Raw genomic sequence first — 21,872 nt, 5'->3', positions numbered from 1 at the left:
GACCTCCATGAAGAGTCGCTGTGCAGTCACCTACGTCGCCATAGCGGCCCTTCTGTCCGCGTGCGGCGTCTTCCGGGGGGACGACCAAGGCAGTACGGGCGGCGCCGCCGCCCAGGCTCCCGGTGTCACCAGCGAGCCCTGCCCGTCCGCGGTGGACAACAAGAAGGGCTGCATCTACCTCGGCACCATCTCCGACCTCACCTCCGGCCCCTTCGCCGCACTCGCCGTCCCCATCACCGACGCCCAGAAAGCCTTCTGGGCCCGCGTCAACAAAGCCGGCGGCATCGGCGGCAAGTACGAAGTCGACGTCACCAAATACGTCAAGGACAACAAGTACAACCCCGAAGTGCACCGCCAGGTCTACAACGAGATCAAAGACCACGTACTCGGCCTCGCCCAGACACTCGGCTCACCCACCACCGCCGCCATCCTCGGCGACCTCAAAGCCAACGACATCGTCGCCGCCCCCGCCTCCTGGACCTCCGCCTGGGAATTCGAGGACGTCATCATCGAAACCGGCTCCAACTACTGCGTCGAAGCCATGAACTCCGTCGACTACGCCGTGGACACGTACAAGGTCAAAACCGTCATGGCCGTCCACCTCGCAGGCGACTACGGCGCCGACGCCGCCGCCGGCGCCAAATTCGCCGCCGCCCGCGACGGCCTGACCTTCACCAACGTCGAAACCCCCAGCGGCGCCACCGAACAAGGCCGCGCCATCACCGAGATCACCAAGAACAAACCCGACCTCGTCATCCTCACCACCGGCCCCGCCGACGCCGCCACCATCATCGGCCAGGCCGCCGCCGGCGGCTACAAAGGCCGCTTCATCGGCACCGGCCCCACCTGGAACCCCGCCCTCCTCAAATCCCCCGCCGCCCCCGCCCTCAAAGCCCTGTACGAACAGTCGGCCCCCGGGAAGCCCTGGGACGCCGACACGCCTGGTCACAAGGCGATGCGGGCCGCGCTGCCCGGCGTCACCCCCAACGACGGCTACACCTCTGGATGGGCGTGGGCGTATCCCATGAAAGCGGCCCTGGACGCGATGGTGGCCAGCGGGAACGTGAGCAGGAAAGGGCTGCTGGAAGCGGTGAAGACGCTCAAGAGCGTGGACTACGAAGGCATGCTGCCGCCGGAGGCGGGAAACTACGCGGACCAGACGGCCGTGTTCAGACAGACACTCATCAACAAGGTGGACGAGAAGGCACCGACAGGCGTCACCACCGTGAAAGACTTCTTCACAGGGCCCACGGCCAAGGCCCACACCTTCGACGGCCCCTGCTTCTCCAAGCTCTAGGCCGCCCACCCCAATCCCCTTTACCGGGTTGGCCGTTGGGAGCCCACCCTGAAAAGCGGTGCGCCCCGGGGATTCGCGGCCGATCATCGGCGTGACCGCGGCGTCGTCCCGGTCGCCGTCCTGACCGGAGGTGACCACCGGTCAGGCGATCTGGCGGCCACCAACGCTCCGGCCATGATTTTCACCACAGAGGCTACGGATCCGGGTCACCGGCCGATCTGCTGCGCTGGCCAGCGGGAAGGCGTCACACTGTTGACCGAGCCGAGTGGCCGGCGCGGAAGAGCAGGAGCAGTGAGCAAGCGCGACACGTACACCGTCACCGCCGGCAGAAGTGACGACTGGTGGGCTTTGACCGTCTCCGGGCCCGCTTTGAGGCGCACCTGCCACACCCAAGTGAAGCGCCTGGAGCAAGCAGAGGTCACGGCCTGACACCTCGCGGAGGCCCTCGTCAGGCAAAGCCACCGCGACGTAAGCAGCATCACTGCGCAGCCGTCCAGCGGCGTTGTGCCAGGCACTAGAGTGCCTCCGCGTGCCGGATTCAGGAGGAGGCGACATCCGCTTGGGTGACAAGACGTCGAGGTGGGAAGGCGACCAGGACAGCGATCCCGCAGAACGCGCTCGTAAGGGACGGGTCCGGGAGGGGCAGGCGGCGCCGCGCGTTCTCGTACGGCGGGCGTTGCCGACGGAGCCCGCCGTCCGGGCCTCCGCCTCACTGTTCCTGGCGGAGGCGCAGCGTCAGGGCCTCAAGGCGGGGCGGCGGATGTTGTACGTCGGGCTGGAACCGGCCGGTGAGCAGGTGGCGGCCTGCCTGCGGATCGAGCCGGGCATGGATGTCGTGGCGCGGCGCAAGATGATGACCGCGAACGACGTCCCCGTGCGCATCGCGACGAGCCACTTCCGCGCCGACCTGTTCGGCGGCACCCGGCTGGCAGAGCCCGAGTTCGTACGGCCGTCGCTCCAGTCCGCCATCGTCGCCCTCGGCCACGCGTTCGGTCACGCCGAGGAGAGCCTGATCGCCCGGCCGCCGACGGCGTTCGAGCGTGAGACGCTGGAGCTCGATCCGGGGGAGTGGGTCGTGCAGGTGCTCAGGGCCAGCTACTCCAGCGAAGACACCCCCGTGCACGTCCTCGAAACGATCTGTGCGGCGAGCCGGCACGTCTTCACCATCACGCAGGTCGCGGGTCACGACGAGTTCTGAGCCTGCGCGCACCGCGCCGTCAGGCCCCCTGGCGTGGGTCGAGCTCAGGCCGCATGCGGGCTTGCCTTGCGCTGAAGGCGCGCGGGGCCGGGCGGGTCTTCAGCGCAGGGCGCCGAACATGAGCCGGATCATCGAGCGGGCGAGAGCCTCAGGATCGCCGTCCGCACTCTCCGGCAGCGCGCCACTCAACCAAAGGCTGGTGAAGCCGTGGGCCAGTGACCAGGCGGCGATGGTGGTCAGCCGGTCGTCCGCCGGCCTCGGCGACAATGAACTGGCGCTGGTGACGAGCACCTGGGCGGCCCGCTGGTGCGCGGACTGCACGCTCGGATCGTCGACCCGGTACAGCTCCGGCCGGAACATCACCTCGACGTAGGGCCGGTGATCGATGGCGAAGCGGACGTAGGCGACGCCGACCTCCCACACGTCGGCGGCCGCCCGTTCAAGGGTCTCGGCGAACATCTCGAAACCCTCGGCGGCCACGACCGTCAGCAGCCCTTGCTTGTCGCCGAAGTGGTGGGCGGGGGCGGCATGCGAGACGCCGGCGCGGCGGGCCAGCTCGCGCAGGCTCCATCCGGCCGGGCCGGATTCGCTGATGGCCTGAAGGGCGGCGTCGATGATGACGCGCCGCAGGTTGCCGTGATGGTAGGCCTGCTGGCTGATCTACCCCACCTCCATGCTCAAAATGCCTCACCGTTCTGCCCCCGCATCCTATCTTGACGTTGACAAGATGCAGGTGCACCCTCCAATCTTGCCGGTGACAAGATTGGAGGACGGATGGTTCCGTTCATCGCCCTCACCGGCGGCTTCGTCGTCCTGGAGCTGGCCGGCGCGGCCGGGCTGCTCGTGCCCCCGGTGGCGCCGTACGCGGCGGCCGGGCTGGCCCAGCTCATGATCGCCATGTTCCCCGCGAACGTCTTGGCGGCCCGCCGAGGTCTGACCCTGGCCGGCAAACCGGTCACCGCCCTGCCCATCCGGACGGCCTTGCAGGTGCTCTTCGTCGGGGCGGCCATCGCGGCGGCCGTCTGAGCCGCGTCCCGGCCAACCCCATCCCCATCGGCCCCAGCCGTGCCCTCCCCGACGAACAACGAACAAGGACCAACCACATGGGAACGCCCGGCCGCAGCGCCGACATCGACTCCATCGACCACACCGTGCTCATCACGACCGACCTCGCCGCCGCGTCCGCCCGCTACGAACGCCTCGGCTTCACGCTCAGCCCCGTCTCGCCCCACCTCCTCGCCGAACGCCCCGGCGGGCCGCTCCTGCCCACCTGCACGGCCAACCGGTGCGCCTACTTCGGCCAGTCGTTCATCGAGCTGCTCGGCATCGTCGATCCGGCCGCGCCCGACCCGTGGGGCGTGCACGAGCTGCGGCGGACGTACCGGGGGCTGCTGATGACCCTCGGCTCGCGCGACGTCAAGGTCACCGCCGAGCGGCTGCGGGCGGCCGGGCTGGCGTCCGCGGGGATCCGCGGGCTGGAACGCGAGGTCACCACCCCGGACGGGCCGCGCACCGTGCGCGCCGACAGCGTCCGCGTCGACGCCGCGCACACTCCCGAGGGCGCGCTCCAGGCCACCCAGCACCACACCCCGCAGTACGTGCACCAGCCCCACTACCTGGGCCACCCCAACGGCGCGGTCGGCCTGCACGGCGTGCTGCTGGTCGTGCCCGACGGCGAGGTGGACGAGCACGAGGAGCGTTACGCCCGCCTCCTGGACGCCGACGTGTGGATCGACGGCGCCAAGCGGGTACTGCCGCTGCGGCAAGGCCAGGTGGAGATCGTCGCCCGTTCCGCGCTCGACGACCTCCTGCCCGGGCACGTACCGCCCGCCGTGCCCCTGCTGGCCGCCCACACCGTTGCCGTCCGGGACCTGAGCGCCGCACGCGAGCTGATCGAGGGCAACGAGATCCCGACCCGCACCACCCCGGGCGGCGGCTTCTACGTCGCGGCGCAGGACGCCTGCGGCGTGCCGCTCGCCTTCACGACGGAGTGACGAGAGGGCCAACGGTCCACGTCCCCGACGGCGACGATCCCGAGGTGTTCCACCTCTGCGCCACCATGAGGACGCGGCACGACGGATAAAAGCGATTCACGGGACGGGCCCGGGTGTGCGAGCATCGGCCGGTGTCCGGAAGCCGATGTGAGCTGCTCCGCTGGCAGTTCGAGTTCACCTGGTCCCTGTTCGAGTACCACCTGGAGCGGCTGAAGCCGGAGGACTTCCTGTGGGAGCCCGGCCCGCACTGCTGGACCGTGCGCCGCGACGACGGCGGGGTGTGGCGGCCGGACTGGGCGGAGACGGAGCCGGACCCCGTGCCGGTGCCCACGATCGCCTGGGTGAGCTGGCACATCGGCTGGTGGTGGAGCGTGGCTCTCGACCACGCCCGGGGGCGGGCGCCGCGTGACAGGTCCGAGGTGACGTGGCCGGGCGACGGGGAGAGCGCGGTCGCGTGGCTGCGCGGGCTGCGCGAGGAGTGGCTGGCGGTGCTGGGCGGGCTCACCGAGGCCGACCTGGAGGCCGCCGCGCCGTTCCCGTGGCCGGAGGGGTCGGGGCTCACGGTCGCGCACATGGTGGCGTGGGTGAACGCCGAGCTGATGAAGAACGTCACCGAGATCGGCCAGCTACGCCTGTTGCGCGCCGCCGGCGCTCAATAACGTGCACGGCATCGGCCGGATGCCAGGGTCACGACAAGTCACGGTTGCGGCCCGGCGCTCGGTGACGTCACGGCATCGGCACGAGATCCGCCACCAGGCCGAAGTGGTCGCTGGCCCAGACGCCGTCCACCGGACGGTCGAAGATCTGCCGGCAGTCCACCAGCCGCAGCGTCGGCCCGTTGCCGTGGCACCGTACGAACATGTAGTCGATGCGCCGGCCCGTCTCCAGCGGCCAGTTGCCGCCCCGCACCAGCGGGTTTTGGGGTGTGAACGTGTGCCCGGCCTCGTGCGGGCGCGCCCACGCCCACACGTCGCGGTAGGCCACGCTCATCCCCTCCAGAGACTGCAGCCCGGACCAGAACCGGAGGCTGGCGGCGTCGGGCGGCGCGTCGAAGTCGCCCGCCACCACCACGTGCACGTCGCTGTCCGGGCCGCCCGCGACCTCCTCGATCAGTCGCGCCGTCCGGACGGCCTGCAGCTCGCGCTCGCGTTCGTGGCCGAGCCGGAAGGACGGCTTGTGGTTGACGAACAGCAGGCGCCCCCGCCGTAGCTCCGGGGCCTCCACCTCGGCGAGCCCGGCCCATCCCGCGAACTCCGACGGATCCACGCGGCCGGTGACGTCCAGCCGCAGCTGCCGCACCCCTCGCAGCGGCCGGCGGCTCGCGATCGAGGCGCGCGTGCCGTCGGCCTCCCCGCCCTCCTGGTGGATGACGTGGTAGCCGGGGCCCAGCAGGTCGATGACCTGGTCGTAGTCGTCCGTCACGACGGACTCCTGGAGGGCGACGAGGTCGGGGTCCAGCTCGCGGAAGCCGTCGATCAGCACCTGCCTGCGCCTGCTCCAGGAGCCGTGGCGGGCCCAGAGGTTCAGTGTGGCGACGCGCATGCCCCCGGCGCTACCCGATCAATGGCGACCCGAACGGGCCGCCGGCAGATCACCGGTCGAACCAGCGACCCGCGGAAGGCGTGAGGAGCAGGACGACGGCCGCCACGGGCAGCACGCTCCAGGCGAGCGGGCCGACGCCCCCGCCGGACCCGGCCGCGGCCAGCGCCACGCCGCAAACAGCCACCTCGACGGCCACGGCTCCCCACCGCACCATCCTTCTCCGGGACGTCCAGCGGGCCGCCAGCAGCCATGAGAGCGCGGCGAAGGCGGCGGAGGCGAGCAGGAGCAGCAGGAACACGGTGGCCAGGCCGGAGCTGAGGAGGAGGTAGGCGGCGAGCGCGGTGCCCACGACGCCGCAGGCCGCCTGGAAGGTCAGGATGTATCGGGCGATCAGCGCGGTGGGCGGTACCTGATCGACGCGGGTGTCCTGGGTCGTCACCCGATCATTCTGTCCGGCGGTGGCGGACCGCGAGAAGGCCCGGGAAGGACGGAGGAAGCTCGACGGATGCGCCGGCTCAGATGTGCGAGAGGCGGCGATGACGGAAGTCCAGGCGAAGCGTCTCGACCCCGGGACCATCGATGCTGAGGTGGCCGGGCGCGCGATGCTCTTCATCCTCGCGCAGGCGGCGCGGGGGCGCGGTGCGACGGTCATACCGTCGAACGCCGAGCTGACCACCAGGAGCCGGCCGCCGCTGACGAGCTCGCGGCACTAGGGCAAGAGCTGGGTCTTTGATCCATGGGCGGTCTGATGAACGCCGCGGTCAGGGACAGCCTGGTGGAGTCCGTCGCCGCCCTGCGCACCGGTTGAATGGCGGGCGGGCGGTGTCGCCGGGGGGAAGAGTACCCCTTGCGGCCATGGGACGGCCCGCCGTCTCGTTGAGAGGGCGGGCCGTCCGTGGGCGGGTCAGTCCAGGTAGTTCTCCGGGGAGAGGGTCACCTCCGGGGAGGCGTCCCCTGCCTGATTCTCACCCGCCGCGTCCTCCCCCAGCGGGTCCTCCCCGAGCGGGTCCTCCGGGTTCTTCTCCGGGCGGCAGCCGGAGGAGCAGCCCTCGAAGCGGTCGCGGTCGATCGGGGTGAACGGGGTGGCGGGGACGTCGCGGAGCGCCGACAGCATGGTGTCGCGCCAGATGGGGCCGGGGATGCTGGCTCCCTGGACGGAGCCGTAGGAGCGGCCGCCGATGGTGACGCCGGTCAGCTTGTGCTGCTGGGAGCCGCGGGGGTCGCCGAGGCTGACGGCGGAGGCCAGGTCGGGGGTGAAGCCGGCGAACCAGGCCGAGGCGTAGTCGTCGGTGGTGCCGGTCTTGCCGGCGGCGTCGCGGTCGAGGCCGCCGACGCCGCTCATGGTGCCCTTGGTGAAGACGCCCGACAGGACCTCGGCGGTCGCGTCGGCGATGGCCGGGTCCAGGGCCTGGCGGCATTTGGGGCGGTAGCGGGTCGTCCGGCCGTCGCGGTCGGTGATCTGGGTGATCGCGAGCGGGGCGCAGTACCTGCCGCGGGCGGCGATGGCGGCGTAGGCGGTGGCGACGGTCACGGGGTCGGACTCGTTGATGCCGAGCGTGAACGTCTCGTACTCCTGCAGCTTCTTGCCGTCCGCGCGCCGGATCCCGAGGGCCTTGGCCGTCTTGACGGTCTCGCAGAGGCCGACCCGTTCCTCCAGTTCCATGAAGAACGTGTTGACCGAGTTCCAGGTGCCGGTCCTGAGGGTCTTCCAGCCGGGGGAGCCCTCGTCGTTGGTGACGGTGTGGGACGGGTCGCCGACGTTCTGGCCCTTGCAGGTCTTGAACGTCGAGTACGCCGGCGCCCGGTAGCCGGCGCCCGCGGCGATGCCGTCGTCCAGCTTCATGCCCTGCTGCAGGGCCGTGATCAGGGTGAACGTCTTGAACGTGGAGCCGGGCTGGAAGCCGATGCCGCCTCCGTGGGCGGTGTTCGCGACGACGTTGTAGGAGATCTCGTTCTTGGCGGCGTTCGTCCCGTAGCGTCGGCTGGCCGCCATGGCCTTGATCGCGCCCGTGCCGGGTTTGACGAGGGCCTGGGCGGCGACGGGGGCGTCCGACGGGTGCACGTACCGCTTGATCGCCCGGTCGGCCGCCGCCTGCATGGCGGGGTCGAGGGTGGTCGTGATGGTCAGGCCGCCGCGGTTGAGCATCGCGAGCCTGGCCTTGGACGTGCGGCCGAAGTCGGGGTTGCCGAGGATCTCGTGGCGGACGTAGAGGCAGAAGTACGGGTACTTGCTGCTCTCGCAGCCGCCGGGGATGCGGGTGCCCTTGTAGCCGAGCTTGGTGGCCTTGGCCTTGGCGGCCTCCGCCGGGGTGATCCTGCCCAGTTCGGCCATCCGGTCCAGGACGACGTTGCGGCGGTTGAGGAGGCGTTCGCGCTGCTGCCGGCCCAGGTTCGGGTCGGTGGCGTTGGGGTCCTGGACGGCGCCGGCGAGCGTGGCGGCCTGCGGGAGGGTGAGGTCGGCGGCGGAGACGCCGAAGAAGCGCCGGGCCGCCGCCTCCACCCCGTACGCGCTGGCGCCGAAGTAGGCGATGTTCAGGTATTTGGCGAGGATCTGGTCCTTGGTGTACTTCTTCTCGATGCCCATCGCGTAGCGCAGCTCGTTGAGCTTGCGCGCGTAGCTGGCCTCGACGGCCGCGTTCCGCTCCGCCTCGGTGCCGGCCGAGTTGAGCAGCACCTGCTTGACGTACTGCTGGGTGATGCTGGAGCCGCCCTGGCTCACCTTGCCCGACTGCAGGTTCGTGGCGAGGGCGCGCAGGGTGCCCTCGATGTCGATCGCCCCGTGCTCGTAGAAGCGGAAGTCCTCGATCGCGACGATCGCCGTCTTCATCGTGTCGGCGATCTCGTCGAACCCGACGACCTCGCGGTACTCCTCGTAGAAGCGGGCGATCTCGCCGCCCTTGGCGTCGCGCACGATCGTGACCTCCGCCGGCGGCGGCTCGGCCAGGTCGAGCGGCTTGAGGTTGACCTCGCCGGCCGCCGTCACGAAGCCGAGCCCGGCGCCCCCGACCGCCGGGACCGCGAGCGCGGCCACCACCAGGCCCGCGGCCGTGCCGGCGGTGGCCAGGCGCAGGATGTTCGTCCCCCGACGCGACATCAGAGCCTGCCGAGCCCGCGGGCCAGGATCGTGGCGGTCTTGGCCACCACGGAGTCGTCGGTGGCCGCGACCGTGCGGTGGGTGTAGACGGCCAGGATGATCGGGGCGCCGGACGTGCCGTTCGGCCAGGCGACGGCGATGTCGTTGGCGCCGCCGATCTCGCCGTTCGTGCCGGTCTTGTCGCCGATCTTCCACGTCTTGGGCAGGCCGGCGCGGATGCGGGCGTCGCCGGTCTTGTTCGCGATCAGCCAGGCGTTGAGCTGCTCGCGGTCCTTGGCGTTCAGGGCGTCGCCGGTCGTGAGCGCGCGCAGGTCACGCGCGATGGCAGCGGGCGTGGTGGTGTCGCGCTTCTCCTTGGGGGTCCAGTCGTTCAGCTCGGTCTCGTAGCGGTCGAGCCGGGAGATGGGGTCCTTGATGGAGCGGAAGTACGTGGTCAGCCCGGCCGGGCCGCCGATCTGCTTGAGCACCATGTTGGCCGCGGTGTTGTCGCTCTCGGTGATGGTCGCCTCGCACAGCTTGGCGACGCTCAGGCCGTCCTCGACGTGCTTCTCCGTCGTGGGGGAGTTGGGCTTGAGGTCGTCGGCCGTCCACTTGACGACCTTCTCCATCAGGCCGGGCTCGGTGGTGCGGGCGCGGTGCAGGGCGGCCGCACACAGCGGCGCCTTGAACGTGGACAGCAGCGGGAAACGCTCGCCCGGCCGGTAGCCGACCGTCTTGCCGGTGGCGGTGTCGATGGCGTACGCGCCGATGCGGCCCTTGAAGGACGCCTCCAGTGCGCGCAGCTCCTTCGTGACCTGGGCCTGCCCGGTCTGGGGCGCCACGACCGCGGCGGCGGTGGCCGGGGCGGTGCCCGTGGTGAGCGCGCCGCCCGCGGCGAGGGAGAGGGTCAGGGCCGCCGCCTGGAGCGCGGCCCGGGAGCGGAGGTGTCGCATGCCTTGTGTCCTCGCTGTCGTGTGATCAAAGGATCGATGGGTTCGGAGGTGAGGAGCAAAGCAGATGCGATCACGTGATGTCTAATAGCGATATCGCGAAACGAGCGATATCTGACACTATATGAGCGCAGGTCAGCGGCTCGGGGAAACCGCCGGCCAGGATTTGCCGGACCGGCAACAGGATTCGCCCGCCGCCCCCTCCACGGCGGAGAGTTGGCACGGATATCGCGAGATGGAGGGCGTACATGACACAGACCCATCGCCTGGTCGAGGTGCCGGGCGGCCGGATCCACGTGGTGGAGCAGGGCAGCGGGCCGCTGGTGCTGCTGGTGCATGGTTTTCCCGAGTCGTGGTACTCCTGGCGCCACCAGTTGCCCGCCCTGGCCGCGGCCGGGTTCCGCGCGGCGGCGATCGACCTGCGCGGCTACGGCCGCTCCTCCGCGCCCGCGCGCGTCGAGGACTACCGGATGCTGGCCCACGTCGCCGACAACGCGGCCGTGGTGCGCGCGCTCGGCGAGCGCGGCGCCGTGGTGGTCGGCCACGACTGGGGGTCGTCGATCGCCGCGAACAGCGCCCTGCTCAGGCCGGACCTGTTCCGGGCGGTCGGCTTGATGAGCGTCCCGTACGCGCCGCGCGGCCCGCACCGGCCCACGGACGGCTTCGCCGCGGTGGGCGGGGACGAGGAGTTCTACGTGAGCTACTTCCAGGCGCAGGGGCGGGCCGAGGCCGAGATCGAGCCGGACGTGCGCGGCTGGCTGGCCGGCTTCTACCAGGCGCTGTCGGCGGAGGGGCGGGGGGCGTACTTCGTGCCGAGCGGCGGCCGGCTGCGCGACCGCTTCGTGAAGGACGCGCTGCCGTCCTGGCTGACGGAGGCCGATCTCGACGTGTACGCGGGCGAGTTCGAGCGCACCGGCCTGACCGGCGCCCTGAACCGCTACCGCAACGTGGACCGCGACTGGGAGGACCTGGCCGCCTGGGACGGCGCGCCGATCACGCAGCCCGCGCTGTTCGTCGGCGGGACGCTGGACGCCAGCACCACGTGGATGGCCGGCGCCATCGAGGCGTTCCCCCGGACGATGCCGGGCCTGTCCGGCGCGCACCTGCTGGACGGCTGCGGGCACTGGGTCCAGCAGGAACGCCCGGACGAGGTCAACGCGCTGCTCATCGACTGGCTACGTGCGGTCACCGCAGGGGCGTGAACCCTTGGGTAGGGTCGAGACATGCCTCGACTCAAGAGCCGGTTCTTGCCCCTGGCCCTCTTCGCCGCCTGCGTCCTGGCAGCGGGCTGCAGTGAGGTCAACAACACCATCGACAAGGCCCAGGCGTGCCTGGAGGCACCGAAGATCATCACCGACCTGGGCGCGGAGATCAGCAAGCTCACCAACGACCCGCAGGCCATGGACAAAGCCATCGACGACGCCGCCGGCAAGCTGAACGACGTGGCCGACCAGGCCGCCAACACCACGCTCAAGGAGGCCACCGACAGCATGGCGAAGACCTTGACGAGCATCACCGTCCAAGACGCCAACGACGCTGTCGACGCGCTGCAGAAGGTCACCTCCGAGAGCGCGGCCTACGTGGAGAAGGTGGCCCAGGCCTGCAGCTGAGCCGCCGCTAATCCCGGCTTCTCTAGGGGAAATGGGTACGAATTAGCGTATTTCCCATGGAACCCGACCCGCGTTTCACCTTGGCCAACGAACGCACCTTCCTCACCTGGCTGAGCACGGCGCTGGCGCTCAGCGCGGGTGGGGTGGCCATGGCGGCGGTGCCGTCCGACGTGTTCGTGCCGTGGATCCGTACCGCGCTGGCCATCGTGCTGGTCACGCTCTCCGCGCTGGCGGCGGGCATGGCCTACCCGCGCTGGCGCAACATCCAGCGCGCGCTGCGGCAGCAGGCGCCGCTGCCGCCGCCCGCGCTGGCGGCCGTCTTCGGGTACGGCGTCGCGGCTGTGGCCGTCGTCGCCCTCGTCCTGATCATCCTGTCCGCGTGACCGTATGACCGCTGAAGAGGAGATCTGGGACAGGGGGCTGCAGAGCGAGCGCACCCGGATGGCGTGGGTGCGCACCGCCGTGGCCCTGTCCACCGGCGGGCTCGGCGCGGCCGGGCTCGCCGTCCGGCACGGCCTGCCCGCGATCGCCGTCGCGGGCTTCGCGATGGCCGCGCTCTGCGGCGGCGTGCTGCTGATCAGGACGCGGCTGCGCTACCGCCGCGTCCAGGCCGCCCTGCACGCCGGCCGGCCGCTCGACGCGGGGGTGGACGTGGTGTTCGCCTGGCTCGGGACGCTGAGCGTGGTCGCGGGCGCCGTGACCTTTGTCTTCACCATGAGGTAAGGCTGGTTGCGGGATTCCGGTGAGGGGGCGGACACTCGGAATCAGGGGGTGACCTCACAGTGGAAGAGGAACTCAGGAACGTGCCTTTCGAGTGCCGCGGCTGCTGGCACGTCTGGCAGGAGGACTACGTCGTCAGGCACACCGAAGATGATCACGGTAACGAGGCGGACGTCTGGCTGCGGGCCGGCCTGCGCGTCCCGCCGCCGTCGTCGGGCGCCATCTGCCCGCAGTGCGGCTGCCAGCAGGCGACCACGTTCCCGGACGGCTACCTGCGCCGCCATCCGGAGCTGATCCCGCCGGCCGAGCCGCGGGGGCCCGACGCGACGCCGCTGCTCAGCCCGGTGCCCAGGCCGCTCTACTGACCCGGCGCTCTGACAGGCGGTAAGTGTTTCCTGGCCATCGGTGTCATAAGCCCGTCTTGAAGGAGAATCGTAACCGGACGGACACTCGGAGTGACAAGGCGATCAACCGGCCGGAAGGTGCTCCCCGTGCCCGAGGATTTCGAGACCCGACAGACGTGGCCCTTCGAATGCCTGCGCTGCCTGCACGTCTGGGAAGAGGACTTCGTCGTCAGACACCTCTCCGACGCCTACGGCAACGGGGGCGACATCTGGCTCAGCTCGGGGGTCCCGGTGCCGCCGCCCTGGTCGGACGCCTGCTGCCCGGCCTGCGGCGGATACCGGGTGACCTGGTTCCCCTCCGGACACCCGATCCGCGTCCCAGAGCCCGAGCATGAGCCCGAACACGACGAGCCCGAGACCATGCCCGAGCCGGTGCCGGTCAGGGCGCCCGCTCCCGTTCCGGAGCGGACGCACCTGCCCGGCAGGCTCCTGGTCGCGCTGGGCGTGCCGCTGGCCCTGTTCGTCGGTTACGAGCTGTTCGCCAACGCCGTGGCCTCGGTGCGCCCGCACCCTTAGGAGCTGAGGCTCTCCAGCCACGCCCGGTGCAGCCCGGCGAAGCGGCCCGCCGAGGCGATGAGCTGGGCCGGCGGCCCGTCCTCGACGATCCGGCCGCGATCCATCACCAGCACCCGGTCGGCGATCTCCACCGTCGAGAGCCGGTGCGCGATGATCAGCGCCGTGCGCTCGGCGAGGATCGTGCGCAGCGCCCGCTGCACCAGCCGCTCGCTCGGCACGTCGAGGCTGGAGGTGGCCTCGTCGAGGATCAGCACGGCCGGATCCGCGAGGAACGCCCGCGCGAACGCGACGAGCTGCCGCTGCCCGGCCGACATCCGGCCGCCGTGCTTGCCCACCTCGGTGTCGTAGCCCTGGGGCAGGCCGGCGATGAACTCGTGGGCGCCGATGGCCTTGGCCGCCTCCCGGACCTGGCGGTCGGTGGCGTCGGGCTTGCCGAACCTGATGTTGTCCGCGACCGTCCCGTTGAACAGGAAGTTCTCCTGCGTCACCATGACCACGGCCTGGCGCAGCGTCGGCTCGTCGAGCCGGCGCAGGTCGACGCCGTCGAGCAGCACGCGCCCCTCGGTCGGGTCGTAGAAGCGGGAGATGAGTTTGGCCAGCGTCGTCTTGCCCGCGCCCGTCGCGCCGACCAGCGCCACGCTCTGGCCCGCCGGGATCGTCAGGTCGAGCCGGGGCAGGATCGGCATCTCCTTGACGTAGGCGAACTCGACGCCGTCGAAGCGCACCTTGCCGCGCGCCCTGCCGTGCGGCAGCGCCTGCGGCTCGCGCGGCTCGGGCACGGCCGGCTCCTCCTCCAGCACGCCCGACAGCTTCTCCAGCGCCGCGCCGGCCGACTGCAGCGTGTTGTAGAACTGGCTGATCTCCTGCATCGGCTCGTAGAACGAGCGCAGGTACAGCATGAAGCCGGCCAGCACGCCGGGCGACACCTCGCCGCGCAGGGCCAGGTAGCCGCCGTAGAGCAGCACGGCGCCGATCGTCATGTTGCCGATCAGCTTGACGCCGGTCATGAACGTCGCGCCGAGGACCATGCTGCGCGCGTTCGCGTCGCGGTAGTCGTCGTTGAGCTGCTCGAAGATCTCCTGGTTGCGCGGCTCCCTGCGGAACGCCTGCACCGCGCGGATGCCGATCATCGACTCCACGAAGTGAACGATCACCAGGGCGACCGTCTCGCGGGTCCGCCGGTAGACCACGGCCGACTGCCGCTGGAACCACTTGGTGAACAGCAGCAGCAGCGGGATCGGGATCAGCGCCACCAGGCCGAGGTGCACGTCCAGCACCAGCAGCAGCACCGCCGTGCCCACCAGCGTCAGCACCGCCTTGACCAGCGCGTCGAAGCCCGACTGCACCAGCTCGGCGATGGCCTCGATGTCGGAGGTCAGCCGGGAGATCACCCGGCCCGAGGTGTACTGCTCGTGGAAGCTCAGCGACAGCCGCTGGAAGTGGTCGAACACCCTCCTGCGCAGCGTCAGCAGGATGCTCTGCCCGACCGCGCCCATCAGCCGCAGGAACGCCTGCCGGGTCAGCGCCTGCGTGACCGCCGCCACCAGGATCACCGCGACCACGGTGACCAGGATCCCGGGCCCCGAGCCGTTCGTGATGGGCGGGATGCCCGCGTCGATGCCCACCGAGACCAGGTAGGGGATCGACAGGCCGGCCGCGTTGGAGACCACGATGATCGCGACGAGCAGCGCGATCCTCTTCTTGTACGGCCGCAGCAGGTCGCCCAGCAGCCGCCGCGAACGCGCCCGCAGCAGCACGGACACCCGGTCCGTCAGCTCCTCCTGGTCCTCGGAGGCGACGCCGCGCCAGGAGTCGCTCTTCTCCTGAACCGTCGTGGTCATCGGAGTGCTCCTTCCGCCGCGTCGTCGAGGTCGGCGTCCTGGGCCAGCAGCTCCCGGTACTCGGGAACCCGGGCCAGCAGCTCGCGGTGCTGCCCGACGTGCGTGATCGTGCCGTCGCGCAGCAGCGCCACCTTGTCGGCCAGCAGCACGGTCGAGGCGCGGTGGGCGACCACGATGCCGGTCGCGTCGCGCAGCACGTGCCGCAGCGCCTCCTCCACCAGGGCCTCGGTCTCGGCGTCGAGCGCCGACAGCGTGTCGTCGAGCACCAGCACGCGCGGCCTGCTCAGCACCGCCCTGGCCAGGGCGAGCCGCTGCCGCTGCCCGCCGGACAGGGACAGCCCCTGCTCGCCGATGCGGGTGTCGAGGCCCCACGGCAGGTCGTGCACGAACATCGCCTGCGCGGTGCGCACCGCCTCCTCCAGCTCCTCGTCGGTGGCGTCGGGGCGGCCGAGCTTGAGGTTCTCGCGCACGCTCATCGAGAACAGCGTGGGCTCCTCGAACGCGGTGGCGACCACCGAGCGCAGCGTCTTCAGGTCGAGGTCGCGCACGTCGTGCCCGTCGATCGTGACGCGGCCCTCGGTGGGGTCGAGCAGGCGCGGCACCAGCGCGGTCAGCGTGGTCTTGCCCGCCCCGGTCGCGCCCACGACGGCCACCGTCTCGCCCGGCCGGACCTCCAGCCACACGTCGCGCAGCACCGGCTTGTCGGAGTCGGGGAAGCGGAAGCCGACGCCCTCGAAGCGCAGGTGGCCGCGCGGCTCCTCGATCGTCTCGGTGCCGCCCTCGATGGCCGGGACGGTGTCCATGACCTCCATGAGCCGGTCGGCCGAGGTCATCGCCTCCTGGGCCATGACCAGGAGGTAGCCGAGGCTCGCCACCGGCCAGACGAGCTGCAGCATGAGCGTGGTGAAGGCGATCAGCGCGCCCAGCGTCAGCGCGCCGGAGCCGACCGCGAGCGCGCCGATCAGCAGCACCAGGGCCAGCGTGATGTTGGGGATGATCTCCAGGAAGGAGAAGAACTTGGCCGACAGGCGCACCTTGTCCATCGAGGAGCCGTAGACCTTGAGCGCCGCGTCGTCGTACTGGTCGTAGACGTGGTGGCGGCGGCCGAACGCCTTGATCGTGCGGATGCCGATCGCGGACTCCTCGACGAGCGTGGCCAGGTCGCCCTGCTCGTCCTGCACCTGGCGGGAGATCTTGATGTAGCGCTTCTCGAAGCGCTGCGACGTCCACACGATCGGCACGACCGAGGCCAGCACCAGCAGGCCCAGCGGCCAGTACATGTTCAGCAGCAGCACCGTGACCGTGACGACCTGCAGCACGTTCATCACGAGGAACAGGGCGCCGAAGCCGAGGAAGCGGCGGATCGTCGACAGGTCCGTCGTCGCCCGCGATAACAGCTGCCCGGACTGCCAGTCTCCGTGGAAGCCCATGGGCAGGCGTTGCAGGTGCTCGTACAGGTCGTCGCGGACGGCGGTCTCCAGGCCGAGCACCGGTTTCACCTGGATGTAGCGCCGGAACAGGATGAGCAGCGCCTCTAGCGCGCCGACGCCGATCGCGAGCAGCCCCAGGGGCAGCAGCGCGCCGGAGTCACCGTGTTCGACGGGCCCGTCGATGACGGACTTGATGATCAGCGGGAACACGATGACGAGGCCGACACCGACGAGCGCGGTCAGCCAGATGATGACCAATCTGGCGACGTACGGGCGGAGATACGGCTTCATCCGCCACAGGGAGTTGGAAGACAGCAGGGGACGGCGAGGTTTGTGCGTATCGGGAGGCATCCCTTCTAGGCTAATACGTGGGATCAACCCATTTTCTGTGGCCCCAAGGCCGGATATCCGTACATGACGTGGGGAAACATGAAAGCTCATGCACTTTCGGCGGGCCGTTACCTTTGCTGGAGTCTGTTGTGATCGAGTCGTCCGAGCTGCCGTACCTGCGCCGCTGCGTCGAGCTGGCCGCCCGCGCCCTGGAGGTGGGTGACGAGCCGTTCGGCTCCGTGCTGGTCTCCGGCGACGGCACCGTGCTCGCCGAGGACCACAACCGGGTGGCGTCAGGAGACCGCACCCGCCACCCCGAGTTCGCCCTCGCCCGCTGGTCCGCCGAGCACCTGACGCCCGAGCAGCGCGCCGCCGCCACCGTCTACACCTCAGGCGAGCACTGCCCCATGTGCGCCGCCGCCCACGCGTGGGTCGGGCTCGGGCGCATCGCCTACGTCGCCTCCTCGGCCCAGCTCGCCGGCTGGCTGAGCGAGCTGGGCGTGCCGGCGCCGCCCGTGCGCACGCTGCCGGTCGCCGAGATCGCGCCAGGAGTGATCGTCGACGGCCCCGTGCCCGAGCTGGCAGAGGAGGTCCGCGAGCTGCACCGCCGCTTCTACACATCCGTTTGACCTGCGGTTTGTACGGCAGGTGGCACAGTCGGACGTATGATGCACGGCCGCTCCATCAGGGCCCGGATGACGATCGCGACGGTGGTCTCGTTCGGGGTGCTCATCCTGGCCGGAGTGACGCTGATCTCCGTCATGTACCCGATGCTCGTCCGGTCGGACCTCGTGGACCAGGCCGACGAGGCCAGCCGCCGCATCACCACCGTCATCGACGACCGGCGCTACACCGGGCCCATCCCGCCCCAGGACAACGTCAGCATGCTCCAGGTCGTGGACGCCCGCGGCCGGGTCGTCGCGGCCAGCGCCGCCGTCGCGGGCCGCCCGCCGCTCACCTCGGCCCGGCCCGGCGGCGGCGACCCCCGCGTCAGCGACCGGGTGTGCCAGGGCCGCGGCTGCATGGTGGTCGTCGGGACCAGCAACCACATCAGCGCCTACGGGCCGGTCGTGGTCTACGCGGCGGTGCGCGAGCCCGTCCTGCTACGCTCCTCGTTCCTGCCCCTGGTCCTGTACGGCTCCGCCGCCGCGCTGCTGGCGCTGATGGGCTGGGCCGCCTGGTACGGCGTCGGCCACGTGCTGGCCCCCGTGGAGTGCATCCGCCAGGGCCTCGAACGCATCAGCGCCGAGGACCTCACCCGCCGGGTGGACGTGCCCTCGACCGGCGACGAGGTGGCCGAGCTGGCCGTCACCGTCAACGACACGCTCAGCCGCCTGGAGGACGCCGTCGAGCGGCACCGCCGCTTCGTCTCCGACGCCTCCCACGAGCTGCGCACCCCCATCGCGGGGCTGCTCGTCCGGCTGGAGTCCGGCGTCGAGGAACGCACCGAGGCCGACTGGCGGGCCGCCATGGACGACGCCCAGCGGCTGTCCGACATCGTGGGCGACCTCCTGCTCATGGCCCGGCTGGACGCCGGCGTGGAGATCGGCTCCGACCGGTTCGAGCTGGGCCGGCTGGTCGAGGAGGAGGCCGCCCGCCGTCCCGGCCGCCTGCCCGTGACCCTGGACGTGCAGCCGGAGGTGTACGTCCGCGGCAGCCGCCTGCGCCTGGCCCGGCTGGTCGCGAACCTGCTGTCCAACGCCGACCGCTACGGCGACACGCGGGTGTGGGTGTCGGTCGCGGCACGCGGGGACGAGGCCGTGGTGGAGGTGTCCGACGACGGGCCGGGGATCCCGCAGGAGATGCGGGAGCGGGTCTTCGAGCGGTTCACCCGCCTGGACCGCACCCGGTCACGGGACACCGGGGGGAGCGGGCTCGGGCTGCCCATCGCCCGCGACATCGCCCGGGCCCACGGGGGAGACCTCCGGATCGAGGACGGGCCGCGGACCCGGCTGGTCCTGCGGCTGCCGCGCGATTAGCCTGGCCGCCGCCCGCAGCTCCTCCGTCTCGACGCCGGGATGCTCCGCCAGGATCCGGAGGAGGCGCTCGAGCGGCTCCTGGCCCGCCCCGCGCCCGGCGGCCGTGGCCAGGAGAGCGAGCACGCCCGGCCCCGGCAGCGCGAGGGCGTCGAGCGCGAGCTGCCTGAGCACCCGGTCCGTGTAGCGCGGCGACGGCGACCCCGACAGCGCGCGCTCGTACAGGGCGAGGTCCGGGGCGTCGGCCAGCAGGAGCGCCAGCAGGTCGGCGGCCGGGCTGCGCGGATGCGCGTCCAGCGTGCCGGCCACCTCGTAGTAGGGGATCAGGTTGACGAAGAGATGCCCGAGCGAGGTGTCGTCGCGGAAGGAGATCTCCCGCATCCAGCTCTCGTCGCTCGCCCGCAGCCGGTGCGGGCTGTCGGAGTCGGCTCCGGGCCAGGTGAAGAAGACCAGGTCCCGCGAGTCGAAGACCGGGTCCCGGTCGAACGCGACCCGCATCGTCCGCGTCCCGTCGCACAGCTCATGACGGACGTGCAGCGTGCGGGTGAGAGAGTCCCACTCCGCCCGGCCGAGCTGGGAGTGCCAGAGCCGGGCGATCCGGCGCCACCGCTCGTTGGCGTGCTCCGGCTGCTCGACGCGGAACAACTGCGTGCCCGCCAGCGGCTCGTCCGACGACAGCACGGCGAGCAGCAGCAGGTTGGCGCTGTGGACGGCGCACCGGGCGGTCAGCTCCATGTTGCGCACCGGCTGGTACGCGTCGTACACCGAGCCGGGCCGGCCGTGCAGCGCCGCCGCGAACAGCTCGCACAGATGGCCCGTCAGGAGCCGGCGCCGGCCGGCCGGGACGGCGTGGCGCAGGCCGTACCGCAGGAAGTCCGCGATGGGCGCCCGGACGGTGAAGGCGGCGAACGACGACAGCGCGTGCAGGTAGGCGTCGTCCGGCGGGGCGGGACGGCGGCGGGACCCGGCGGCGGCCAGCTCCTCCGCCAGGTCGGACAGCTCCCTGACGACCAGGCGGGCGATCAGGTACTCGCCGAAGGTGGCGTGCAGGAACTCGTAGGTCGTGAGCCGCTCCTCGTCGCGCAGGGCCTGGGAGGTGTGCACGAAGAAGAAACCGCCGATGACGCCCTCCGCCCGCGTCACGGCGCGGCGCGGCTCCGCCGGCCGCCGCGCCTCCTCGACCAGCAGCGCCCGCAGGTCGGCGTCCAGGTCCGGCTCGGCGATCCACTGCAGGCCGCGGTTGAACATCGCGAACGCCGTGATCGACAGGCGCAGCAGCTCGTCCTCCACGGCCCGCTCCAGCTCGCCGCCCGCCAGATGGGGATGGGACCTGCCGACCTCGCGGACGGCGAAGTCGTGCAGCAGCCGCTCGTACAGCTCCGCCTCGTGCAGGTCCACCGGCATGTGGCGCAGCGCGTTCGCGTCGGCGTCGTACAGGGCCAGCATGAGCAGGAGCAGGGGCTGCCCCGCGAGCTGGCGGACGGCCAGCACCTTGTCCACGGGCAGCGGCTCCAGGCCGCGGCGGCGGAAGTGCCCGCGGTTCACGTGGTTCCACGTGGCGACCCACTCGCGTATCTGGTCGTCGTCGAAGGGCTCCAGCTGGAGGACGAGCGTCTTCTCGGGGATCCGCGCCCGGTCCGCCACGGCGGTCCTGGACGTGACGATGACCGCCAGCGGCCGGCCCTTGTCCGCCTGGTCCTGCTGGAACTGGGCGACCCGCTCCAGGTAGTCGGTCTGGTTGACGCCCGTCGCCTGGAGCAGCTCGTCGAAGCCGTCCAGCATGACGACCGGGAGCGCGCCCTCGGCGGCGTGCGCGAAGTCCGGCCACGACATCGGCTCGTCCAGTGCCGCCCGGATGCCGTGCTCGATCTGCGTGCGCACGTCGCCGTCGGCGGGGACGGCGCGCAGCTCCACCCTGAGCGGCAGGAACGACGCGGCGGCCAGCCGTGCCGCGAGCACCCGGGTCAGCAACGACTTGCCCGCGCCCGGCTGGCCGAGCACCAGGAGAGGTGTCCTCGTGGCCTGGGGGAGCGTGAGATGACCGGTCAGGAAGGCGTCCAGGCGGCTGTGGCGGGGCAGCTTCGCCCAGACGTCCTCCGACATGACCAGGTGACGCCAGGAGGAGACGAGCAGGCGGTAGGCCGGGTTGACGTAACCCTCGTCCAGCGGCGGGATGGTCACCCCGCTCGGCGTGGCGGCGGCGCTCACGATCGGCCGCCGCAGCGTGGCCCGGTTCGAGCGGGCGAGCGCCGCCAGCCGCTCGGACGGCCCGCGCGCCGGAGGGAGCCTGGCCACCTGCTCCTGGATCCCGGCCAGGTCGTGCGCCAGACCTCTGATCTCGTTCCTGGTGGCCTGGTGCTCGACGCGGTCGGACCAGGAGGCCACCTCGGGGAACTCGGCGACGAGCCGCCGGAACAGCTCCTCGTAACGGCGCACCGCCCGGGCGGGCAGGTCCGCGGGCAGCCGGTCGCGGGCGGTCTCGTCCCACGTGTCCCAGAGCGCGAGGCCGGACAGGAGCTCGACCAGCGGGCCGGTAAAGGAGCGGTACACGCGGCCGAGGTCGGCCAGCACGTGCTCGTAGGGCAGGTCGGGGGCGGGCATGGGCAGGGGCTCGATCAGCACGCCGAGGTGCTCGGCGCGGGTGATCCGGCGCTGGTCCTCCGCGGTCAGCTCGCGCAGCACGTCCGTCTCGGCCAGCGCCTCCAGATACGCGGTGACCACGATGATCGAGTGGGCCGCGACCAGTCGCCGCGTCGCGTCGTACCGGCTCAGGCCCTTGACCTTGTCACGCAGGCCGCGGATGAAGGCGTCGCCCAGCCGCACCGCCTCGCCGCGGGCGTCGAACAGGTCGATCGCGCCCATCCCGAACAGGGCCAGCGACGACGCCTTGTCGAGGAGGTTCGTGATCCTGCTGGGCCCTCCGAGCAGGACGACGGCGTCGTGATAGGTCAGGATCTGCCGCACGGCTCCAGTCTGCCGAAAACCTGTGGC

The 21,872-nt window shown here is 71.3% G+C and carries 21 protein-coding genes and 2 pseudogenes; 14 read left to right on the top strand and 9 right to left on the bottom strand.

The window, feature by feature from the left end; all coding sequences use genetic code 11:
* The first annotated feature begins 7 nt into the window (after positions 1 to 7).
* Both HCN51_RS06975 and HCN51_RS06970 read left to right on the top strand, forming a co-directional pair.
* Complete coding sequence (locus tag HCN51_RS06975) at positions 8 to 1,297, top strand: ABC transporter substrate-binding protein (protein ID WP_168007908.1); 1,290 nt, start codon at positions 8 to 10, stop codon at positions 1,295 to 1,297.
* 559 nt (positions 1,298 to 1,856) lie between these two features.
* A complete protein-coding gene (locus tag HCN51_RS06970) occupies positions 1,857 to 2,495 on the top strand; it encodes a GntR family transcriptional regulator (RefSeq protein ID WP_240972511.1) in 639 nt (212 codons plus the stop codon).
* 99 nt (positions 2,496 to 2,594) lie between these two features.
* On the opposite strand, the gene HCN51_RS06965 is transcribed toward HCN51_RS06970, so the two are convergent.
* Both HCN51_RS06965 and HCN51_RS62165 read right to left on the bottom strand, forming a co-directional pair.
* On the bottom strand, positions 2,595 to 2,975 hold the full coding sequence (locus tag HCN51_RS06965; protein ID WP_346433558.1) for a TetR-like C-terminal domain-containing protein: 381 nt from the start codon (positions 2,973 to 2,975) through the stop codon (positions 2,595 to 2,597).
* A gap of 18 nt (positions 2,976 to 2,993) precedes the next feature.
* Positions 2,994 to 3,110: pseudogene (locus HCN51_RS62165) on the bottom strand (TetR/AcrR family transcriptional regulator); the annotation flags it as partial.
* 159 nt (positions 3,111 to 3,269) lie between these two features.
* Between HCN51_RS62165 and HCN51_RS06960 the strand changes: the two are divergent.
* The 3 genes from HCN51_RS06960 (at position 3,270) to HCN51_RS06950 (ending at position 5,148) form a co-directional block, all read left to right on the top strand.
* Positions 3,270 to 3,521, top strand: a complete 252-nt coding sequence (locus tag HCN51_RS06960) for a DoxX family protein (protein ID WP_206066636.1) — start codon at positions 3,270 to 3,272, stop codon at positions 3,519 to 3,521.
* 77 nt (positions 3,522 to 3,598) lie between these two features.
* On the top strand, positions 3,599 to 4,489 hold the full coding sequence (locus tag HCN51_RS06955; RefSeq protein ID WP_168007906.1) for a VOC family protein: 891 nt from the start codon (positions 3,599 to 3,601) through the stop codon (positions 4,487 to 4,489).
* A gap of 131 nt (positions 4,490 to 4,620) precedes the next feature.
* Positions 4,621 to 5,148, top strand: coding sequence for a DinB family protein (locus HCN51_RS06950; protein WP_168007904.1), 528 nt, complete (start codon positions 4,621 to 4,623; stop codon positions 5,146 to 5,148).
* 67 nt (positions 5,149 to 5,215) lie between these two features.
* On the opposite strand, the gene HCN51_RS06945 is transcribed toward HCN51_RS06950, so the two are convergent.
* On the bottom strand, positions 5,216 to 6,031 hold the full coding sequence (locus tag HCN51_RS06945; protein ID WP_168007902.1) for an endonuclease/exonuclease/phosphatase family protein: 816 nt from the start codon (positions 6,029 to 6,031) through the stop codon (positions 5,216 to 5,218).
* Between the two features lie 49 nt (positions 6,032 to 6,080).
* Positions 6,081 to 6,470, bottom strand: a complete 390-nt coding sequence (locus tag HCN51_RS06940; RefSeq protein ID WP_168007900.1) for a hypothetical protein — start codon at positions 6,468 to 6,470, stop codon at positions 6,081 to 6,083.
* 19 nt (positions 6,471 to 6,489) lie between these two features.
* On the opposite strand from HCN51_RS06940, the gene HCN51_RS06935 reads away from it, so the two are divergent.
* Positions 6,490 to 6,744 carry a hypothetical protein gene (locus HCN51_RS06935; protein WP_168007425.1) on the top strand — a complete coding sequence of 85 codons (255 nt, stop codon included), beginning with the start codon at positions 6,490 to 6,492 and terminating at the stop codon, positions 6,742 to 6,744.
* A gap of 191 nt (positions 6,745 to 6,935) precedes the next feature.
* On the opposite strand, the gene HCN51_RS06930 is transcribed toward HCN51_RS06935, so the two are convergent.
* Complete coding sequence (locus tag HCN51_RS06930; RefSeq protein WP_168007898.1) at positions 6,936 to 9,125, bottom strand: transglycosylase domain-containing protein; 2,190 nt, start codon at positions 9,123 to 9,125, stop codon at positions 6,936 to 6,938.
* Positions 9,125 to 10,057: a class A beta-lactamase gene (gene bla / locus HCN51_RS06925; protein WP_168007896.1), complete on the bottom strand. Its 933-nt coding sequence runs from the start codon at positions 10,055 to 10,057 to the stop codon at positions 9,125 to 9,127. The genes HCN51_RS06930 and bla overlap by 1 nt, the downstream gene beginning before the upstream one ends.
* A gap of 245 nt (positions 10,058 to 10,302) precedes the next feature.
* Here bla and HCN51_RS06920 point away from each other — a divergent pair, with 245 nt between their 5' ends.
* The 6 genes from HCN51_RS06920 (at position 10,303) to HCN51_RS06895 (ending at position 13,304) form a co-directional block, all read left to right on the top strand.
* A complete protein-coding gene (locus tag HCN51_RS06920; protein WP_168007894.1) occupies positions 10,303 to 11,256 on the top strand; it encodes an alpha/beta fold hydrolase in 954 nt (317 codons plus the stop codon).
* A 21-nt stretch (positions 11,257 to 11,277) separates the two neighbouring features.
* The gene (locus HCN51_RS06915; RefSeq protein WP_168007892.1) at positions 11,278 to 11,664 is read left to right on the top strand and encodes a hypothetical protein; all 387 of its coding nucleotides are present in this window, start codon (positions 11,278 to 11,280) and stop codon (positions 11,662 to 11,664) included.
* A gap of 56 nt (positions 11,665 to 11,720) precedes the next feature.
* Positions 11,721 to 12,047: a YidH family protein gene (locus HCN51_RS06910; protein WP_080036488.1), complete on the top strand. Its 327-nt coding sequence runs from the start codon at positions 11,721 to 11,723 to the stop codon at positions 12,045 to 12,047.
* A 4-nt stretch (positions 12,048 to 12,051) separates the two neighbouring features.
* Complete coding sequence (locus tag HCN51_RS06905; protein WP_168007890.1) at positions 12,052 to 12,387, top strand: DUF202 domain-containing protein; 336 nt, start codon at positions 12,052 to 12,054, stop codon at positions 12,385 to 12,387.
* Between the two features lie 80 nt (positions 12,388 to 12,467).
* Positions 12,468 to 12,749, top strand: a complete 282-nt coding sequence (locus HCN51_RS06900) for a hypothetical protein (RefSeq protein ID WP_155126384.1) — start codon at positions 12,468 to 12,470, stop codon at positions 12,747 to 12,749.
* Positions 12,750 to 12,875: 126 nt separating this feature from the next.
* A complete protein-coding gene (locus HCN51_RS06895; RefSeq protein WP_168007888.1) occupies positions 12,876 to 13,304 on the top strand; it encodes a hypothetical protein in 429 nt (142 codons plus the stop codon).
* Here the strand turns inward: HCN51_RS06895 and HCN51_RS06890 are convergent.
* Positions 13,301 to 15,145 (bottom strand): ABC transporter ATP-binding protein, encoded by a 1,845-nt coding sequence (locus HCN51_RS06890; protein WP_168007886.1) that lies wholly within the window; start codon positions 15,143 to 15,145, stop codon positions 13,301 to 13,303. The two genes, HCN51_RS06895 and HCN51_RS06890, sit on opposite strands and share 4 nt — an antisense overlap.
* Entirely contained in the window at positions 15,142 to 16,866 is a 1,725-nt protein-coding gene (locus HCN51_RS06885) for an ABC transporter ATP-binding protein (RefSeq protein WP_168007884.1), read from the bottom strand. The genes HCN51_RS06890 and HCN51_RS06885 overlap by 4 nt, the downstream gene beginning before the upstream one ends.
* A 188-nt stretch (positions 16,867 to 17,054) precedes the next feature.
* Here HCN51_RS06885 and HCN51_RS06880 point away from each other — a divergent pair, with 188 nt between their 5' ends.
* Both HCN51_RS06880 and HCN51_RS06875 read left to right on the top strand, forming a co-directional pair.
* A complete protein-coding gene (locus HCN51_RS06880; RefSeq protein WP_168007882.1) occupies positions 17,055 to 17,534 on the top strand; it encodes a deaminase in 480 nt (159 codons plus the stop codon).
* Between the two features lie 66 nt (positions 17,535 to 17,600).
* A complete protein-coding gene (locus HCN51_RS06875; RefSeq protein WP_168007881.1) occupies positions 17,601 to 18,884 on the top strand; it encodes a sensor histidine kinase in 1,284 nt (427 codons plus the stop codon).
* Positions 18,885 to 21,251: 2,367 nt separating this feature from the next.
* Here HCN51_RS06875 and HCN51_RS62905 read toward each other — a convergent pair.
* A pseudogene (locus HCN51_RS62905) lies at positions 21,252 to 21,845 on the bottom strand (NACHT N-terminal helical domain 7-containing protein); the annotation flags it as partial.
* Between the last annotated feature and the right edge of the window lie 27 nt (positions 21,846 to 21,872).

Origin of the sequence: Nonomuraea composti, assembly GCF_012034275.1 — a bacterium.
Lineage (GTDB): Bacteria > Actinomycetota > Actinomycetes > Streptosporangiales > Streptosporangiaceae > Nonomuraea > Nonomuraea composti.
Note: the sequence above shows the minus strand (reverse complement) of the source record. Positions and strands in the feature narration are given on the sequence as shown.

Excerpts from the sequence above, each read along its gene's own strand:
- HCN51_RS06955 (WP_168007906.1), top strand. The coding sequence starts at position 3,599 with ATGGGAACGCCCGGCCGCAGCGCCGACATCGACTCCATCGACCACACC.
- HCN51_RS06920 (WP_168007894.1), top strand. The coding sequence starts at position 10,303 with ATGACACAGACCCATCGCCTGGTCGAGGTGCCGGGCGGCCGGATCCAC.
- HCN51_RS06875 (WP_168007881.1), top strand. The coding sequence starts at position 17,601 with ATGACGATCGCGACGGTGGTCTCGTTCGGGGTGCTCATCCTGGCCGGA.
- HCN51_RS06915 (WP_168007892.1), top strand. The coding sequence starts at position 11,278 with ATGCCTCGACTCAAGAGCCGGTTCTTGCCCCTGGCCCTCTTCGCCGCC.
- HCN51_RS06960 (WP_206066636.1), top strand. The coding sequence starts at position 3,270 with ATGGTTCCGTTCATCGCCCTCACCGGCGGCTTCGTCGTCCTGGAGCTG.
- HCN51_RS06945 (WP_168007902.1), bottom strand. The coding sequence starts at position 6,031 with ATGCGCGTCGCCACACTGAACCTCTGGGCCCGCCACGGCTCCTGGAGC.
- HCN51_RS06910 (WP_080036488.1), top strand. The coding sequence starts at position 11,721 with ATGGAACCCGACCCGCGTTTCACCTTGGCCAACGAACGCACCTTCCTC.
- HCN51_RS06890 (WP_168007886.1), bottom strand. The coding sequence starts at position 15,145 with ATGACCACGACGGTTCAGGAGAAGAGCGACTCCTGGCGCGGCGTCGCC.
- HCN51_RS06930 (WP_168007898.1), bottom strand. The coding sequence starts at position 9,125 with ATGTCGCGTCGGGGGACGAACATCCTGCGCCTGGCCACCGCCGGCACG.
- bla (WP_168007896.1), bottom strand. The coding sequence starts at position 10,057 with ATGCGACACCTCCGCTCCCGGGCCGCGCTCCAGGCGGCGGCCCTGACC.
- HCN51_RS06905 (WP_168007890.1), top strand. The coding sequence starts at position 12,052 with ATGACCGCTGAAGAGGAGATCTGGGACAGGGGGCTGCAGAGCGAGCGC.
- HCN51_RS06885 (WP_168007884.1), bottom strand. The coding sequence starts at position 16,866 with ATGAAGCCGTATCTCCGCCCGTACGTCGCCAGATTGGTCATCATCTGG.
- HCN51_RS06975 (WP_168007908.1), top strand. The coding sequence starts at position 8 with ATGAAGAGTCGCTGTGCAGTCACCTACGTCGCCATAGCGGCCCTTCTG.